The sequence below is a fragment of the Halanaerobium polyolivorans genome (assembly GCF_020711195.1).
Taxonomy (GTDB): Bacteria; Bacillota; Halanaerobiia; order Halanaerobiales; family Halanaerobiaceae; genus Halanaerobium; species Halanaerobium polyolivorans.
Map to the genome: position 1 here is coordinate 53,399 of NZ_JAJFAT010000007.1, position 19,570 is coordinate 72,968.

Genomic DNA, 19,570 nt, shown 5'->3' on the forward strand with positions numbered 1-19,570 from the left:
ATTAACCACCTGGAGCTAATTCCCAGGTGGTTTTTTTATTTCTAATTTTTCTCTAATTAATTTTTGATATTTCTTTTGCTCAGCAAAATCTAAATTTGAAGAATCATCTTTAATATCGACCGGAAAGGTAATATCATGAATCAAAAGATCTTTGTTTGTTTTATTATTTTCTTTTTTTAAGATTATTTCTTCAATTTTTTTGCGGAAAACTTTTCTGCCTTCTTTATCAGTTAAAGGCAGCAGAAAACATAATTCTTTATGACCAAGAAAATATACTCGATCTATATCTCTGATACTGCTTGTGATATCATTTTTTATTTCAATGATAGTATTTTTATCATCTATATTTTTAAAACTAATTTTGAGTAGAGATAATGCTAGAGCAGACCTTAAAGTTCTATTTAATTCTAGATTTAAATCTCTGTTGAATGAATTTAGCTGTTTAGTTAAATTTTCATTTAATCCTTTTTCTTTTCCCTCTTTATCTTGCTGCTCAAGAATTTTACTTAATTTTTTTAAAAGCATCTGATTGTCAAAAGGTTTTGCTATAAAGTCTTTTGCTCCTAATTCAACTGCTGTAGTAACAGTGCTTATTTTGTTTTCTCCACTCACAATAATTACATCGATTTCAGGATAGTTTTTTGTTAAATATTTTAAGACATCTAAACCGTTTTCTTCTTTTAGGTAAATATCTAAAAATATGACATCTATCTTATTTAAAGGGAACTTCTCTAAAAAAGAATTGTTTCTAATAGTTTTAGCACTTTCTAATTCAAAAACTTTGTGGTTATCATAAAATAAAATGTTCTTTATTCTTTTTCTTATCAGTGCTGCATCATCAATTATTAAAATATTAGCCATAATTATCTCCTTAATTTCAGCTTATTTTTATTGTTATCCATAAATATTATCGTAAATTATTTATGAGAGTTAAAGCTTATTATAAGCTCTTAGAGCAGTTTAGAAGAGCTAGAGTTATATTTAATAACAGATATTTGCTTTTTGTTCTTTATTAGCTTAATTTTAAGAATTATTTTGCATCATTAGAGTAAATTCTTCAGCAAGTTCTGGATCAAATTGGCTGCCCGCGCATTTTTTTATTTCTGCCAGGGCTTTTTCTTTAGTTATGGCCTTGCTGTAGGGCCTTTCATTAGTCATTACATCATAAGCATCTATAATTGAAATTATTCTGGCTAAATATGGGATTTCTTTTCTTTTTAAGCCCCTGGGATAACCACTTCCATCCCATCTTTCGTGATGAGCATATATCTCTTCGGCTATTACAAAAAATTCTTTTGAAGAGCTTGCAATTTTATAACCTGTTTCAGGATGAGATTGCATTATTTCCCACTCTTTATTTGTTAAAGAATCTGCTTTATTTAATATTTCTTTATCTATAGTAATTTTGCCAATATCATGTAAACTAGCAAGCAGAGATAATCTGTTTAATTTTAGATTACTTAAACCCAATCTTTTAGCAAACTTAGCAGCTAATTCTTTCATCCTTAAAGTATGTTCTTTTGTTTCATTACTTTTTACCTCCAGGCTATTTAATAGCCCTTTAACTATTTTACTTTTAGTACTGCGGCTTTCTAATAATTTATTTTGGTACATATTATCGTCAGCTTTTTTCAAAACACTATTTATATTTTGACTTGATTTAGTTTTAGAGGCTGTACCTAATGCTATTGAAACTGTTAATTCATCATCTGCAGTTTCTTTTGTTTTTGCTTTGATTCTATCTATTATTTTTTGAGCAATTTCATTTTTTGTTTTAGTTAATAATATTACAAACTCATCTCCACCATAACGAGCTATTATATCTTCATCTCTTGTTTCTTCTTTTAGTAATTCAGCACTTTTGATAAGCAGCTGATCTCCTTTTTCATGGCCTAAAGAGTCATTAATAAGTTTTAAGCCATTGATGTCTGCCATAATAAAGCTGATTGGCAGCTGTCTTTTGGTATCAAGTCTTTCTAATTCTGCTTCAAAAAAACGTCTATTATAGAGACCTGTTAAACTATCATTAAAACTCAGCTCAATTATTCTTTGATTATTTAAATGTTTAGCAAAAGCATTTTTAATAACATCAGTAAATATTTTTAAAGAACGAATATTTTCTTTGCTAAATTTGATCATTTCGACTTTATAATCGAAGCCAAAACAGCCGAATAGATTGTTATCGATAAACATTGGAATAACAATTAATGAATCAATACCATAAGTTTTTAAAAATCCTTTTTCTGCTTTAGCATCAGCTGGCAGCTCAGATACATCTTTAATATTTATAATTTCATCATTTGATAGTTTTTTTGTCCACCAGGAATAATTATCTAGAGGCATACTTTTTATATCATCCTTAATAGATTTTATATTTTCAGCACACCAATCATGGCTATAATACATAAGTTTTTCTGTTTGTGAAAGCTGAAATATAAAACTTCTATCTACATTGAAAAACTTCGCTATCTTTTTTAAGGCTTTATTTAATTTCCTGTCTATATTTGCAGAATTAACTTCAAATAATAATCTGGATATTTCGGCAAGAGTTTTTTGAAACTGAAGTTGAAAATTCAATTTTTTACGCTGTTTTTTCTTTTCAGTGATATCCCTTTGTATTCCACTATAGGCATAAATTTCTCCTTGGTTATTTTTTATTGGTGTTATTTTAAACTCACAGACAAATGTGGAGCCATCTTTTCTTTTGTTTAAATACTCACCGTTATAAGTTTCCCCAGCTGATATTTTATCATACAGTTCTTGCTGGATTTTATCTGCTGATGGCTCAACATTAAATATATCTGGAGTTTTATTTTTTAATTCATCTAAGTTATAGCCAAATAGCTTTTCAGTAGCTTGATTAATATATTTTATTTTGAATTCATCATCAGTTAACATTACTGAATCTGATACATTTTTCATTGCATTAGCTAAAAAAGTAATTTCTTTTTCCTGCTCTTTTCTTTCCGTGATATCTAAACCCATAGATTGAAATCCTTTTATATTACCTTCTTCATCATAGATTGGGTAGTCAGTCCATTCATGCCAAATATTTTTACCATTTTCAGACAATATTTGTGTTGATAAGTGATTTCTGCTTCATTTTCGGCAAGCTTTTCAAGATGCTTTAATATCATATCATGTCTTTTCTCAGGGATAAAGCTAAGAAATTTTTTGCCTAAAAGTTCTTTTCTGTTTTTAGCCAAATTTCTACAGTAGGCATCATTTACATATGTTAAAGTTGTGTCAGGTAAAAATCTACAAATCATTTCTTTCTGTGTTTTCACAATATTTTCATACATTTCTTTAGTAGAGATTAGTTCTGTTTCCGTTTTTTTGCGGTCAGTAATATCCATTATGAAACCTACTATTTTTTTGCCGCTATCATTATCTACTACACCTGCTAATTCTTTTACCCATCTTGTTGTCCCATCTTTTTTAATTATTCTGTGCTCATATTTTAGTTGAATATCTTTTTGTAGATTTAATATAGGTTGATTTTTTTTGATTACATAATCTTTATCTTCAGGATGTATTCTTTTTAAAAAAGCATCAAATGTACCTTCAAATTCACCTTCATCAAGCCCAAAAACTGCTTCACATTCTTTAGACCAATACAATGATCCATTAATAACATCATATTCCCACAGTCCAGCATTGGCAAAGTTTAATGCTTGGCCAAATCTTTTTTTATAAGTTTCAAGTTCTTTTTCCATCAGCTTATAATCTGTTATCTCATCTATTATTATTTGTGCTCCTGTAATTTCTTCTTTTTCATCTATAGCTTTAATAAAAACCTTGCTCCAAAAATGTTCTCCCCATAAAGATACATATTCCATTTCAAAAATTTTTGTTTCACCAGTTTTTAAACACTCTTTAAGTTTTGTAGAGAACTGAGTGTTTTTTAATAAATAAAAATCCAACAGATTTATTTTTTTGCTTGCTTCTCTGCCAGGAGAACCGAGAAGTACTAGTACATGATCATTTAAATAATTTATATTTCCCTTTAAATCACATGTTATTATACCAACTGGAGCTTTTTTAGTTAATAATTGATATCTACTCATTTTAACAGATCACCACCAATAGCAATATTAATTGAAGCATAATCGCTAGTTATATTTGGAAACTCTTTTGAAAAACTATTAAAATAATTTGATATTAAATTTTCTAAACATTATCAGAGAACTTACATTATTTATTTCGATGAAAACCACAATAATCCTTTAAAAAATTATAAATATTTGATTAATTGACAAAATAAAACATTTTAAATAGATTTTTTTAGTTGTGAAAATATCTAGCTTAAAAAAAAATAAATAAAGGAATTAATACAAATATGGTGAATATAGTTATATTAACTTAAAAATGTAAAAGATAGGTGAATTTTATGCTAAGAACAATTTGTTTTATTAAAAAAGACAATTCTGCTTTCACAATGATCGAGCTTTTAGTAGTTATAGCAGTTTTAGGTATTTTGGCTTCTATTGCTGTACCAAGAATGTCGGGAGTAACAGAAAGAGCAAGACTAGCTGTTGATCAAGCTGCAGTAAGAAATCTAAACAGTGTAACTTCGGTTTATAGATCATCTAAACATTCAGATCCATTTATCGATCAAGCTAATACAAATCAATCTCTGCTGCAGATATTAGCAGATAATGATTATATTCCAGATAATTTTGAACCTCAAAGTGAAAATATTGAGTTTGCCTGGCTTTTTGAAGAAGAAAGATGGTCTTTATTTTCTTTATCTGGAGGAGGCGCATTTTTAACTTTAGATGATTTAGTTGATAATTATATTCATACTGATGGAGAATATACTGGTGTTTTAGGTTTTAGGCCTGGAAATCATACCAGATACGCTGGCAATGCTACTGAAATTTTTATTCCCAACGAAATAGATGATCAAGAAATAAGCGGTATTTACCAGAGGTTTTTTAAAGAAAAAAACCTGTCATCTGTAAGTTTTGAAGCAGGAAGTGAAATTAAAAAAATACATAATCAAGCATTTCGATCTAATAATTTAGAAAAAATGGAACTTCCTCAAAATTTAGAAGAAATACATTGGTCAGCTTTTAGAGATAATAATTTAATTGAAATCAATTTACCAGCAAGCTTAAATAAAATTGCTGGAGATGCATTTAACGGCAATGATTTAGCCAAAATTACTATAGCTTCAACAGAAGTAGATATTGGAGATTATGCTTTTGGAGATAATACAGATCAATTTAGAGAAGAATACGAAAATAATGGTGCTGGAACTTATATTTGGGATGGAGAAAATTGGATTAAAGAATAAGAAAATATTAATTAAATTTACTCTAAAAAAACTTTATAATTTGTAAAAAGTTTTTAATATCTAAGCCAATATGTTGGGTTCAAAAGACAAGTTTTGATGTCAAAGCTATCAGATGCTTATTATATTTAATCAAATCACAGAGGGTGTGATTATGATGCCAAAAGTTGATAACTCAAAAGGCTTTACTCTAATAGAATTAATTGTTTTAATAGCTATACTTGGTATACTTTCAGCTATTGCTGTGCCGAGGTTTTCAGGTGTTATTGAGCGTGCCCACATATCTGCTGATCAAACAAAGCTAAGGACATTGAACAGTGTAACTTCGATTGCTAGAATAGCAATGGATTCAGATGATCCTTTTATTGATGTAAATAAATCAGATGAAGAACTAATAAGCTTTTTACAGGAACGTGACTACTTAGATGGACAATTTAAAGCTCAGACTGAAGATGCTGACTTTGTATGGTCTTTTGATGATGAAAGATGGTATTTGATCTTTGAAAGTTTGTATTATGCAATTTCTTTAAATGACGGTTTAGAGATGCAGGCTAATAGAGATGGCTGGTTAATAGGTTCTTATACTGGTTCTGCTAAAGATATATTTGTACCCAATTCATTAGATGGGCAGGTAATTAAACATATTGGTAATGCAGCATTCGAGGATAAATATATAACCTCCATAACTTTTCCTAGCAACAGTGGAGTTACAAATATTGGGACTAGTGCATTCAGGCTTGAAGCAGTAGAGGGTGGCTTTACTCAAATAGAATTTCCGAAAAGTTTAGAGAATATTGATAACTATGCTTTTCGAAATAATATGGATTTGGACCGCATTGTGATTGGAGACAATGTTAATATTGGTGAGGATGTCTTCCACCGAGATAATTCCTTTAGAGACGTATACGAAAATAATGATAAAAGTGCAGGAACTTATATCTATGAAGATGGAAATTGGATTAAGCAGTAAAATTAAAACGTATAAAAAGGGGTGCTGTTTGTGGGCAGAAGCAAAAGCCAAACAGGCTTTACTCTAATAGAATTAATTGTTTTAATAGCTATACTTGGTATACTTTCAGCTATTGCTGTGCCGAGGTTTTCAGGTGTTATTGAGCGTGCCCACATATCTGCTGATCAAACAAAGCTAAGGACATTGAACAGTGTAACTTCGATTGCTAGAATAGCAATGGATTCAGATGATCCTTTTATTGATGTAAATAAATCAGATGAAGAACTAATAAGCTTTTTACAGGAACGTGACTACTTAGATGGACAATTTAAAGCTCAGACTGAAGATGCTGACTTTGTATGGTCTTTTGATGATGAAAGATGGTATCTTATGATAGATGGTTCTTCTTTACACTATTTGCTCACGACTGATGATTATGAGCTCTCAGAGTTTACTTCTACTACACTATCTTCAATAACAAATATAAAAGATATCGGAAAGAATATACAGATTCCAGAAGGAATAGAAACCATTAGCGGCGGAAGGGATAACAAAGCTTTTTGGCAAAAAGGACTTGAATCAGTTATTTTACCCAATTCATTGAAAGAGATTCGTGCCCATGCATTTCAAGGAAACAACTTTAAAGAAATTTTGATACCCAATAATGTGGAAGAAATTAAGGGAAAGTCTTTTTACAATAATCCTATAACAAAAATCACTATGACTAGTGATCAGGTGAATATAGGTGAAAGAGCTTTTGGATCAGGGTGGACAGAGGCAAAGGAAAAAACAGATGCTTTTAAGGAGGCCTATTCCGAGGGTGGTCCTGGAACTTATATTTGGGATGGAGACAATTGGAGCAAAGAATAAAAAAAATACCCTTTTTTTCTGGATATAGAGTGCCACTACTGATATAATAAAGCTAAATATTGTAATATTTTAATTAAAGAGGGGGAAATTATGTGCTTAAAAAAATAACTTTAGCAGTAGCTATTGTTTTAATTTTAGCTTTAACTCTGCCGGCTTTTGGTCTTAGTTTAACTGATGTGCCTGCTGATCACTGGGCATATTCAGCTATTGAAGAGCTGATTGAGACAGGAATAGTAGAAGGATATCCTGATGGAGAATATAAAGGGCAGAGGACGATGAACCGTTATGAAATGGCCATCATGGTCAATAGAGCTTTAGAGAACATAGCTGCTGAACAAGAAGAGCTTGCTGAAGGTTTGACAATGGGACAGGCAGAAGATACAGCTGCTATAGTTCAATCTTTATTGGAAAAGAACTTAGGAGAAGGACTTACATATAATCAGGCTTCTGAAGTTGCAGATCTGGTAGAAGCTTTGACAGTTGAGTTTGAAGATGAGCTTAAAGCTATGGGAGCTGAACTAGATCTTATTGCTGCAGATTTGGCTGAACTGCAGAGTGATATTGATGCTCTTGCTGTGCCTGAGGATAATCTAGAGTTTTCTCTGGATATAGCTACCTATTTTGAGGCTGCAGCTTATGATGATGATCAACAGGAATTACTCTTAGCAATGGCTATTTGGGCTGATGAGGATGTTTTAGATATCGATGATATTAATGACCTGGATGAATTGCCATCTGAAAAGAGATTCTGGCAGGAGCTTGATTTTGTCATCGATGCTGAGCTTGGTGATGCAGCATTTAAACTGGAAATGGATACTCTAACAAATGTATTTACTCAAGAAAAAAGCGCATTTGATTATCAAGAGGAAGACCAAGTTGATTTTAAAATGGATAGAGCTCTTCTGACTGTTGATTATCAAGAACTACAGTTGAGACTGGGTGATTTTGAAGATTACAATATAGCACGCTATTTTGTTGATGAAGAAGATCTTCAGGGTGTAGAACTAAGCACCAACCAGCTTGATATGGACCTTAAATTCCTGGTAGCTGGTTATGGTGATGACTCTGACCTTGATGTCTTTGCGATTGAAGGTAGAAGTGAAACTGATTATGGAGTATTAACTACTAAAATTAATCAGGTCCGTAGAGATGCTGATACCTGGAATATAGAATTAATAGATTTCTATTTTGATACTATATTTGTTGATTTCGTGGTGCCAGCTGAAAGGCTGACTAATGTTTCTTTAGCCATCGATGATTATTACTTTAACGATAATCTGCTCTTTGGAGGAGAATATGTTTATAATGAATATAAATATGATGGTGATAGTCGAGATGATTACTTACTAAATTTAAATGCAGACTTTTTGCTTTCTGATCAGTTAAAATTAAGTGCAGTATATGAAAGTGTTGGTGATGAATTTTTTGCCTATCAACATGATTTAGAAGCTGCCTTAGCTTATGATCTTTATAAAATAGGGGCTAAATATAATTTAAACGAAAATACTTCTGTGATGGGTAATTATACCCTGGTTAAACCTGATAATTTCTGGGATGATTGGTTTGGTGATGAATCAACTCCTGAAGACAAAGATAAATATGAAATAGTATTTGAAAATGAAATGGATGGATTCAATAATTCAGCTAAAGTAGAAGTTGTTAAAAACGAATTCTTTTTTGACAGTTTGGATGAGAGAACTGTAACTTTAAAAACTGCTTATGATTGGAGTGAAAGAACCACCCTAGGTGCTAAATTTGTCAACAAAAATATTTCCTGGGATGGAGAAGTTGATGATAATGGAACGAACAGAGAAATTGATCTTGAACTGGACTATAAATATTTAGAGGCATTTATGGAAAAGGCTTTAAGAGATAATCTTAGTTGGAATATTACCGGACGTTATATAATGGGGGATGCAGAATACTCCGACTCTGAAGGTTTTGAATTTATTGATGGACAAACTTATGCTGATATCGATATTGATACAAAATCATCGATGATTAAAACTGGCTTAATTATCAGCTTTTAAATAAAAGTTTAATCAACAACAATAAGCCCGGGGATACCCCGGGCTTTAATAATGTTTTTAATTTTTAAAGTATAATTAAGCAAAAAATAAAGCAGTTAAAATAAATTGCTTTTTCAATCAGTTTTTTTGCTTAGAAGAGCGCTCAAAATAGGGCCAATCCAGGGAGTCCAGCCTAAGGCTAAAATAACTCCCAAGATAAAGGCCCTAATAATGCCCTGCAGGAAATTTGCTAGAGATAACTTCTTTTCTCTATAAAAAAAAATTTTTATTAGTCATATTAAATAAAGGGCAAAAATTTAAATTATTTCTCTTAAATTATATCATTTATTCTCTGGATAATTCAAGTTTTTTCTGTTATAATAAAATTGTGTAACTAAATTAAAGTAGAGGAGGCGGGAAAAGATGAAAAAGGCATTAATTTTGATATTGGTTTTTCTTCTGGCCTTTACATTCACTGCAGCAGCAGAAGATGCTGAGCAGCTGGATCAAAGCTTAGAAGAAAATATGGAAAATCTTGACCTGTCTCAGGAAAGAGGCTTTTCTGAAGAAGGTCGAGAAGAACTGATAGGAATAGCCTCTCAGTTTGATAGTCAGACTGGAATAGATAATATAGAAATAAATAGTCAAGCCTTTAATTTGACAGGAAATGGAGTCGAAGAAGTTCCTGGAATGAGGCTTTTATCAGATCTCTTTATAAATGCAGATTATTCTCAGCAGATGGTTGATGATAAACTAGAGACAGAAACAGATCTACAGCTTGAATATTTTATCAATTCTCGTTCCTTAATCAGAGCAGGCTATAGTCTTGCCAATCGTGAGTGGTGGGAAAGACAAAATACTACTGATCTGGAGAATATGGATTTTAGTCAAAATTCAGCTAATTCCAGGAGTACAGAAACAGTATTTAGAGAAGAAAGTGAAGTTAGCCGTAATATAGGACTGGCCTATAGAACCAGTGATCAGCTGACAGTATCAGCTGACTATATAGAAAACACTGATTTTAGAGATTACACAGGTAATCTAGATTATTATGGAGATTCTACTGTATTTGGTCTGCAGTATGATAATCCATTGGGTACAATCAGAGCCAGCTATCAGATGAACTTAAGTGATCAGTTAACACAAAGAATTACAGGAGTAGAGTTGGAATTCAATAACCTGGCTACTTTTAGTGCATCATATAAGCTGCTTGACCCAGAAGAATTAGAATCAGCCCTTAACTCTCAGACAGCCTGGGATCTTGGTCTTGGTTTTAATATCAATGAAAGCTATGGTTTATCACTTGGTTATGAGATAATTGAAAGTGAAGATGAAGAAGATGAAAGAAATATTAGTGCATCATTTGAATTTAAATTTTAATAAAACTCAAAAAATCATATTAGTTTAAAAACCTGCCTTGAAGGGCGGGTTTTTTAATAGTTAGGAGAAATAACTTTGTTTACATTTAAACAAATAACTGAGCAGACAGTTAAATATCTTTTTTTAACGATTTTTATTCTTCTGCTTTGCAGTGGAGCAGCTGCAGCCCGCTATACCCTGCAGGCAGATGAAATAATATTTTTGGAAGCTGAATCCCTTGTCCTTTTTGAAGGGAATGCTTCTTTTAGAGCTGAGGAGTATAGTATAAGGGCGGATAAATTGATTTTAGATACCGAAGCCAGGCTGCTTAAAGGAGAATCAAATATCATAATTTCTTCTGATAAAGAAGAACTTTATGGAGAAAGTTTAGAATATAATTATGAAGAAGAAAGTGGCAGCCTTTATCGGGCAGAAGGAAGTTTAGAAGAAATCTATTTTTCAGGAGCCAGGCTTGATATCATAGCTGCTTCTCCCTTTGAAGGTAAACTGACAGATGCAGAGTTTACACCCTGTAAGCGAGAAGATCCCCATTATCATTTTCAGGCTAGGGAGATCAGGATTAATCCAGATAATACCCTTTCAATTTATCATATAGTACCCTATGTTGCAGGAATACCGGTTTTTTATCTCCCTTACTATTCGGTTACCTATGACCCTGAAGGAGAAGATGGAGAGACCTTAAGTGATACCATTCCTTTTCCTCAGTTTGGCTATGAACAGGGTAAGGGAGTAACTGTAGAACTTTCTTATCCCTACCAGATTAGTGATCGCAATAGTGGTAAATTATCTTACTATCGGGCTGGAGATGAAGATGAAACAAGGGAGTTTACTAATCTTCATCGTTTAAGCGATAATTTAACTTTGATCAACCGCTACTACTATCTTTATGAATATGATAGTGATGAAGATAAAATTGAAGAAGAGGAAGAAGAGTATAGCCTTTCACTCGAATACAGTATTCCCGGTTTTTCTGTAGAAGGTGGTTATTTAAGAAATCTGCTGGCTGAAGATAACAGAGACCGCTACTATATTACTTCAAGCTATTTACATAAAAGTGGGATCAATACATATTTGCGCAGAGAATATGACAGTGAAGAGCTGATCAAAGAAAACTACCGTTTAAGCTATAATCGAGGACCTGTACCCTGGAATTTGCGTTATGTAGATGGAGAAAGTTATAATTATTATCCCTATCTCCACCTTAATTTGCCGAGAGTTTTAAATTTTAACCCTTATTTAGCCTTTGGTCGGGTGGAAAATGCTGGAATAGAATTAAACAAATACAGGGCCGGTTTAAATTTTAATTATAATTTTGATCTGACAGATAGTCTTCGCTATCATTTCCGTCATAATTACCGCCTTGATCATTATAAGAGTGGTTTTGATCAAAATTATCACTACTTTAATCTGAGAACAGGTTTAAGTCATCGCGCTAATCCAACTGATCGTTTGTCTTTAAACAGCTCCCTATTTTATGAGGATAAAATAACTTCAGGGACATCACCACTACCTGATGATAGAGAAGATGAAGAAAGATTAATTAAACCTGCTTTAAGCCTTGAATTAGCAGGTGAGCTGCCCGAATCAGCCTGGGCCATCGATACAGATGGAAGCTATAATCTAGATAATGAAGAATGGGATGAAATAAACTTAAGAATTCGTAAAAGAGAGGATTGTTTTGATTTTTTCATCGGTTATGAGTTTATAGATGAAGCTCTGATCTTTGGTTTAGAATTATAAGTATCAAATTACAATATAATATTTAATTGTAAATAATTTCTATAAAATGCAGGAATTATCCATTGAACCGTGAATTATAAAAAAAAGGGTGATTTCTGTGAAAAATTATGCTAATCTTGGCCTGATAATTTTACTCTGCTGTCTTTTTTTCTCTTTTTTTACTTGCTTTTTTGGGGGAAGGGTTGAGGCTAGAAGCTATCAACCTGTGATTTCGGGTAGTATAGAAGGTGGAGACAGGCTATATACTGATCCTGGAGATGATGGAGAAGACCCGGTAGATTACTATAGTTATGATAAAATTTGGCTTCGTTATCGGCAGCAGCTGGCAGTAGGAGAATATTATTACCTTAAAATTCAGCGTCAGCAGAGAATTTATGAGCACAGTGATAGCTATGATAATTTGACTAGAGAGCTTGAAGGTAATTATACCTTTTATTTGAGTGAAAAGCTCCGCAACAGAATAGTTTTGCTGCTCAGAGATAAGGATTATCTGGTGCCTGAATATGATTATAAGTCATATCAGACCTATAGAATTCAGTATACTCTGCAGTATGATTTAAGCCAAGAACATGACTGGGAGCTTGTTTTGCAGAGACAGCAGAATAAATATGATCCTCTCTTAAACAGGGATTATTATTTAGACAGGCTGGGTTTTAATTGGAGCTGGGATATCAGTGATAATTTGAGAATTCAGAGTCGATTTCAAGTTGACCGCCAGTTGAATGATAAGGGCTCGGCGAGTACTGATAAATATGGACGCAGGCTCACCTTGAATTTCAGATATAGAATTTAATCTACTTTAAAATATTAAAATGGAATAATTTTACTCAGACTTTATTATGAAAATTATTTGTGATATAATACTTTTTATAAGAATGAAAAAATCATTGAAAGTTTATCAACAAAGGAGTTGATCAATTTTGAATTATATGTCCAGATATCGAGATTGGCTGATGAGTGACTATTTTGATGAAAAAACAAAAGAAGAACTTGAAGCCATCAAAGAGGATGAAGCAGAGATTGAAGATCGATTTTATAAAAATCTTGAATTTGGAACCGGTGGTATGAGAGGTATAATGGGGGCAGGAACAAATAGAATTAACAAATATATCGTTAGAAAAGCTACTCAGGGTTTAGCTAATTATATAATAAACTACAGTGAAGATGGTCAGGAAAAAGGGGTAGTAATTGCCCATGATTCCAGACATAATTCTCCAGAATTTTCACTTGAAGCAGCACTAGTACTTGCTGCTAATGGGATAAAAACATATTTATTTGATGGTATGAGAACAACACCTGAGCTTTCTTTTGCGGTGAGAGAACTTGATGCTATTGGGGGAATAGTAATTACAGCAAGTCATAACCCACCAGAATACAATGGATATAAGCTTTACTGGGATGATGGGGGACAGGTTGTACCAGCTCAGGCTAGAGATATTATTGCCGAAATAGAAGAAATTGATGATTTTTCTATAGTTAAAACCATTGATGAAGATGAAGCACTTGATCAGGATCTATTAGAATACATTGGCAGTGAAATCGATGAGAAATATCAGGATACTGTAATCGATGTTCTGATCGATACAGAGCTAGTTGAGGAAAAAGGTGAAGATCTGTCCATAGTTTATACACCTCTTCATGGAACGGGCATTACTGCAGTGCCCCAGGTTTTAGATAAACTGGGCTTTACTAAAGTCGCTGTAGTAGAAGCACAGGCAGATGGTAATTCCGATTTTCCAACAGTAGAAAGTCCCAATCCAGAAGAACGCTCAGCCTTTGAGTTAGCTTTTGAACTGGCCGAAGAAAAAGAGGCTGATTTAGTACTAGCAACTGATCCTGATTGTGACCGTCTGGCACCTGCTGTTAAAGACAGCAGTGGTAATTATCAGACTTTAAATGGAAATGAGCTCGGGATATTATTTGCCGATTACTTATTGAAAAGCAGCAGTGAAAGTGGAGAGCTGCCCGATAATGGTGTAATTATCAAATCAATTGTTTCCACAGATATGGTTAAAGAAATTGCAGCAGACTATGATGTAGAAGTACTTGATGTATTAACAGGCTTTAAATTTATCGGAGAAAAGATTACCGAATTTGAAGAAACAGGAGATAAAGAATTTATAATGGGCTTTGAAGAAAGCCTTGGCTATTTAGTTGGTAAACATGCTAGAGATAAGGATGCTGTTGTTGCAGCTGCTTTAGCAGCAATAATGGCTTTAAAATATAAAGAAGAAGGTAAAACATTACTGCAGAGACTGGCAGAACTGCGGGAGCAGTACGGATATTATCTGGAAGACCTGGAATCTATCAGGTTAGAAGGTAAAGAGGGACAGGAAGTTATTGAAAAAACCCTTGCTTCTTTAAGAGCAAAGAGCCCGGAAAAAATAGCAGGTCGTAAGGTTAAGGTTGCTAAAGACTACCAAGAATCAAAGGTAGTCTATCTTGAAGAAGATCGAGAAGAAAAGTTAAAACTACCGCAGTCAAATGTGCTGCAGTACCTCTTAGAAGGTGAAGCTAAATTAACCATCAGACCTTCAGGTACAGAGCCAAAACTTAAATTCTATTTTGCAGTTAAGGAAGCAGATCAGGCAGCTGCTGAAGCAAGTTTGGCCGAGTTTAAAGAACTTGTAATGTCTGAGATGGATTCAGTTATGAAAAGTGTTTAATAAGCCAATAATTAAATAAAAATATAATTGAATAAGGGGGCTTTTGCTCCCTTATTTTACCTTAAATTTAAATTGTCAAAAATTTTAAATAGTTTTACCCAATGATATTTTAGAGGAAGTGATTTGATTGAAAAAAGTTCTTGTAGCCCTCCTACTTGTTATAATTTTCACTATTTCTTTTCGGGCTGCTGCAGTTGAAATTGATGAGCAGCTGATTTTAAGTGAAGATGCTCAAGCAATAGAATTTGGTGGTGAAATTTATCTTGTTCAGGATTTAGAGGGCTTTCAGAACCGCCTGCAAATTGAAGACAGACCGGTTGTTGGGCTGGCCCTTTCTGGGGGAGGAGCCAGAGCTATATCCAATCTGGGAGTGATAAAAGCTCTGGTTGAACATGATATACCGATCGATCTGATTGTTGGAACAAGTATGGGAGCGATTATTGGTAATCTTTACAGCAGTGGTCTTTCTATAGAACAGCTGGAAGAGATTATGACTGATACACCCTTTGCTAGTCTCTTTCAATTTGGTGGTGGTAGGGCTCTACTTGAAAGCGAAAAAATGAATACTTTTGCCGAAAGAATTGCCCCCAATAAAAATTTAGAAGAATTTTTGATCCCTACAGCTCAGCTTAGTTTTGATCTTAAAGAAGGCAGAAAATATTTGCTGACCAAAGGTAAAATCTCTGAGGTGCTTCAGGCTGCTTATTCTATTCCAGGCTATTTTCCTATTCATGAGCTTAATGACCGCTATTTTATGGATGCCGGGGTTTTAGAATCATCACCTGCTAAGTCGGCTACTTTATTGGGAGCAGATTATGTAATTGCTACCCATATGCCCAGTGAGGAAGAAGATGAAGATTATGGGGGAATAATAGGTTCTAGTGGGCGTTTTATTCAAATTCTTCAGGATAAACACACCAGAGAAATCTTAGATCAATATGCAGATTTTGAGATTACAATTGATGTAGGTAATTATACATTTATGGATTTTAACTATGCCGCTCGCCTGGTTGAGCTCGGTTATCAGCAGACCTTAGAGAGAATAGATGAACTTAAATTAGAGCTTGCCGGAAAGAATATTCCTCAGGTCAAAACTGAAAAAAGAGAATACTATAATGTGGATGAGACCTTAAGGGATTTAGAATTTGACAGGCTGGTTACAGAAGCTAGAGGCATAAGTCCTTTGATTCATTATGGTAGAGATTATTCATTTTTTAAACAGGAGCTTTTCCGCAGCCCTTTAAATGAATTTCAGCTGGGAGCGGAAGCTTACTACAATAGATTAAATTTATCTCTTTTAGGTCCTGGCTTATCAAGCTGGTCTGAAAATTATGAGGCCTCATTTAGATTCAAGAAGCTGACAGACAGCCTTGATTATTATTTGCTTTACGGCAGAAATGAAGAACAGGCTGATGACTATGAAAGTAAAATGAAATTTTATGGCCAACGCTTTAATCTTTCTGCTGGTTTTGGGAGAAGACAGTCTGAAGAATATTATCTTGTGGGGAGTAACTTCCGCTATATGGGAGATGATCTGCAGTGGAGGTCAGAAAATGAAGTTTTTTATCTCAGAGATAAAAGTGAAGTTGGAGTTTTGAGTTCCAATTTACTTAACTATGATTTCAGTCCTGCCTGGGGTCTTGGTTTAAAATCTGTTTATAATAATACTGAGATTGCCAAATCACCCCTGATCTATAAGGGGCAGGATTTAGATGATTATCAGGCTAAATTCCAGGCAGCTTTAAATTTAAATTATAATTATGAGCTTTTGATCCCTTATCAGATTTCAAATTTCTTTCAGATGACCGATATTGGTGGTTACTTTTTTGTCGATTATTTTCACGAAGAAAGCTGGGGAGATGGCAGTATTGCTATCGGTCCGGCTATTAATGCAAAACTCTATTTGCTTGGTTTAAAGCCAATTGAACTAGATCTTTTTGCAGCCCATGACTTTGAAGAAAATGATCAGCGTTATGGAATCCATTTAAGTTATAGTTTTTGATAAAAAATTATGAGGAGTGATAGGATGAAGGTAAAAAAAGCAGTTATTCCGGCAGCAGGTTGGGGAACCCGTTTACTGCCAGCTACAAAGGCACAGCCAAAGGAAATGATTCCAATTGTAGATAAGCCTACCATTCAATATATAGTTGAAGAAGCAGTAGAGGCAGGAATAGAAGATATACTGATTATAACCTCTAAGGACAAACAGAGTATTGAAGATCACTTTGATAAATCAACCGCCTTAGAAAAAGCCCTAAGAGAAAAGGGAAAAACAGAAATGTTAGAAACTGTGCAGAATATCTCTGATATGATTACCATCCATTCTGTAAGACAGAAAGAACAGAAAGGTTTGGGTCATGCAATTTTATGTGCTAAAACCTTTGTTGGTGATGATCCCTTTGCTGTTCTTTTAGGTGATGATGTTATCAGATCAGAAAAAGCGGTTATCAAACAGATGATGGAGGTTTATGAAGCCAAAGAAACAGCTGTTTTAGGCTGTCAGACCGTTGCAGAAAAAGATGTCAGCAAATATGGGATAGTTAAATACAGCAGCAGGGACGAAGATGTGTATGAGGTAGAAGATATGATAGAAAAACCTGCTGTAGATGAAGCACCTTCCAGGCTGGCAATTCTAGGCCGCTATATTATTACACCTGATATTTTTGAAATTATAGAAAAAACACCTCCAGGTAAGGGAGGCGAAATCCAGCTTACAGATGCATTAAAAAGCTTATTAGAACAAAGAAGTGTTTATGCTTATGATTTTGAGGGTAAGCGTTATGATGTTGGAAATAAGTTTGGCTTTTTACAGACAACAGTAGAGTTCGCCCTGGCCAGAGAGGATTTGGGTGAAGAATTTAAAGAATATCTCTTGGAATTGATGGCAGAGTTTTAAATTAAAGAAAAAAATGCTCAGCTGCAGTTAAAAAAGCGACTGAGCTCTTTAGATTAATTTTATCTGGCAAAAAATTTAGTCTTAAAAGCGGAAAAATTCTTCTAATTGCTCGAAGTTAAAACCTTCTCCCAGTACTTTTTTGAGTTCTTTTTTGGATTGAGGTTTTTCAACTATTATCTTAGCTGCTCTTTTGGCACCGATACCGGGAAGAGCTTCCAGTTCTTTTTTCTTTAAATCACTAAATTTCTGCGGCCACTTAAGGGCGGTAATAGACCTATAACCATGGTCAATAACCTTTACTTCTGCAAAAAAATTATCTTTTTTTCCGATCACAGCAGTTAAGATCGGATAGGTTCCCAGCTGTCTGCAGTAATTTAAAGAACCTTTTTGTTTTTCTGAATAGAGGTCTTTAAGGATCACAGCTTTGGGGAAAACCTGCTGCAGCATTTTATGGTTTATTTCTTGATTGATCTGCTGCTTATATTTTTTAAATTGACCCTGACTGTATTTGACTTCAGGGTAGCTGCCCAAACGAACCACCTGTCTGATATTGATCCTTCTTAAGAGCAGACCAGCTTCAAGCAGTCTTTTTAAAAAGTTATAGTTGTGGCTAAAAGTTTTTTCGCTTTCACCGATAAGTCCGTGCACAAAGTTGATTCCCGGTAGTAATTTAGGAATTCCTTCTTCTCTTCGGCCACCGATTTCATTGAGCATTTTGATGGCAAAGTAGTTTTCTTCAACTGTACTGTCGATATTATTTTTATTTAAGACCACAGGATCTGCTGATTCTAGACCAAAGGCAGCTGTATCTCCAGCTGTGTTGTATTTAGTTATGGTCTCGATGATCTCGGCGGCAGCTTTTGGATTTTTGGCTATTTGGGCTGGGTTCATATTATCCATATGCAGAACCTTAAGTTGAGGGTCGGCTTTTCTGATCCCCTGATAGAGCTCTTTAATCTGAGCCGGGTTCAAGTTAAAACTACCATTTTTAAGTTCAGCTCCATAAAGGAGAATATCTGTCTGAGCACCCAAGCGGTAGTGGTGGATACCTGCTGCAGCCAGAGCTTGAACTTCACTGCTGATCGCCTCTGGAGAACGGCTGTAGCTGACCTTTTTTAATCTTTCACTACAAAAGGCACAGTGTTTAGGTCTAGGACAGCCCCTAAAACTTTCTAATTCAGCGATTAGATGGGGATAATTGGGGTGTTCTTTAACCAGTTCTGCTCCTTTTATCGCCCAGCTATTGATTTTTTCGGCTATCATATTTAAAGGGATTTCTTTTTTGAGCAGGCGCTGGTAAATATCAAAGGCAGCAACTTCTGAACTTATAATATCAAAATCAGCTTTAAATTTAGCTCTCATTTTAGGGATCAGGGTTATGGGACCACCTAAAACCTTAGTTGGATAAAATAGTTTTTGACTTATTTCTTTGATCTCTGCCGCAGAAGCAGGTTGACCACCCAAATAATGGCCGGGAACTGTTGTTCCGGCAATCATAATTACTATATCTTCTGCTTCTAATTGCTTTAAATAATTTTCTTTATCCTGACGCAGGGAATCTATGCTTATATAATTTAGCCTTTCAGGAGTGATTCCCGCTTCTAAAAGGGCACCCCAGAGATAACGCAGGTGAGGTGAAATATATGGTGGTACACCAAGACAGGAAGGTTCATCTAAATAGCCATCTATGATGCTAATATTCAATGTAGAATTTTTCATTTTTGCTTCCTTTCTCCAAAATTATTTATTAAAATTATTTTTATT

General features: G+C 34.0%; 14 protein-coding genes. 10 read left to right on the forward strand and 4 right to left on the reverse strand.

Annotated elements, in window-relative coordinates:
• Window positions 1-15: 15 nt before the first annotated feature.
• From LJ207_RS06265 to LJ207_RS06275, 3 genes are all read right to left on the reverse strand, one after another.
• A complete protein-coding gene (locus LJ207_RS06265; RefSeq protein ID WP_229345235.1) occupies window positions 16-861 on the reverse strand; it encodes a response regulator in 846 nt (281 codons plus the stop codon).
• 162 nt (window positions 862-1,023) lie between these two features.
• On the reverse strand, window positions 1,024-3,072 hold the full coding sequence (locus LJ207_RS06270; protein WP_369414166.1) for a diguanylate cyclase domain-containing protein: 2,049 nt from the start codon (window positions 3,070-3,072) through the stop codon (window positions 1,024-1,026).
• On the reverse strand, window positions 3,000-4,067 hold the full coding sequence (locus LJ207_RS06275) for a PAS domain-containing protein (RefSeq protein ID WP_229345243.1): 1,068 nt from the start codon (window positions 4,065-4,067) through the stop codon (window positions 3,000-3,002). The genes LJ207_RS06270 and LJ207_RS06275 overlap by 73 nt, the downstream gene beginning before the upstream one ends.
• Before the next feature lie 323 nt (window positions 4,068-4,390).
• Between LJ207_RS06275 and LJ207_RS06280 the strand changes: the two genes are divergently transcribed.
• The 10 genes from LJ207_RS06280 to galU all read left to right on the forward strand — a co-directional run bounded on the left by LJ207_RS06280 (window position 4,391) and on the right by galU (window position 17,806).
• On the forward strand, window positions 4,391-5,299 hold the full coding sequence (locus LJ207_RS06280; RefSeq protein WP_229345244.1) for a leucine-rich repeat protein: 909 nt from the start codon (window positions 4,391-4,393) through the stop codon (window positions 5,297-5,299).
• A 154-nt stretch (window positions 5,300-5,453) separates the two neighbouring features.
• On the forward strand, window positions 5,454-6,266 hold the full coding sequence (locus LJ207_RS06285) for a leucine-rich repeat protein (RefSeq protein WP_229345246.1): 813 nt from the start codon (window positions 5,454-5,456) through the stop codon (window positions 6,264-6,266).
• 30 nt (window positions 6,267-6,296) lie between these two features.
• Window positions 6,297-7,115, forward strand: a complete 819-nt coding sequence (locus tag LJ207_RS12450) for a leucine-rich repeat protein (protein ID WP_369414167.1) — start codon at window positions 6,297-6,299, stop codon at window positions 7,113-7,115.
• Window positions 7,116-7,207: 92 nt separating this feature from the next.
• A complete protein-coding gene (locus tag LJ207_RS06300; protein WP_229345247.1) occupies window positions 7,208-9,145 on the forward strand; it encodes an S-layer homology domain-containing protein in 1,938 nt (645 codons plus the stop codon).
• Window positions 9,146-9,547: 402 nt separating this feature from the next.
• The gene (locus tag LJ207_RS06305) at window positions 9,548-10,504 is read left to right on the forward strand and encodes a hypothetical protein (protein WP_229345249.1); all 957 of its coding nucleotides are present in this window, start codon (window positions 9,548-9,550) and stop codon (window positions 10,502-10,504) included.
• A gap of 75 nt (window positions 10,505-10,579) precedes the next feature.
• Window positions 10,580-12,244, forward strand: coding sequence for an LPS-assembly protein LptD (locus LJ207_RS06310; RefSeq protein ID WP_229345250.1), 1,665 nt, complete (start codon window positions 10,580-10,582; stop codon window positions 12,242-12,244).
• Between the two features lie 97 nt (window positions 12,245-12,341).
• A complete protein-coding gene (locus tag LJ207_RS06315; RefSeq protein WP_229345252.1) occupies window positions 12,342-13,037 on the forward strand; it encodes a hypothetical protein in 696 nt (231 codons plus the stop codon).
• Window positions 13,038-13,164: 127 nt separating this feature from the next.
• Entirely contained in the window at window positions 13,165-14,910 is a 1,746-nt protein-coding gene (locus LJ207_RS06320; protein ID WP_439649679.1) for a phospho-sugar mutase, read from the forward strand.
• Window positions 14,911-15,037: 127 nt separating this feature from the next.
• The gene (locus tag LJ207_RS06325) at window positions 15,038-16,912 is read left to right on the forward strand and encodes a patatin-like phospholipase family protein (RefSeq protein ID WP_229345254.1); all 1,875 of its coding nucleotides are present in this window, start codon (window positions 15,038-15,040) and stop codon (window positions 16,910-16,912) included.
• Window positions 16,913-16,936: 24 nt separating this feature from the next.
• Entirely contained in the window at window positions 16,937-17,806 is an 870-nt protein-coding gene (galU, locus tag LJ207_RS06330) for a UTP--glucose-1-phosphate uridylyltransferase GalU (RefSeq protein ID WP_229345255.1), read from the forward strand.
• 81 nt (window positions 17,807-17,887) lie between these two features.
• Here galU and LJ207_RS06335 read toward each other — a convergent pair whose 3' ends face one another.
• Entirely contained in the window at window positions 17,888-19,525 is a 1,638-nt protein-coding gene (locus LJ207_RS06335) for a radical SAM protein (RefSeq protein ID WP_229345257.1), read from the reverse strand.
• Window positions 19,526-19,570: the final 45 nt, after the last annotated feature.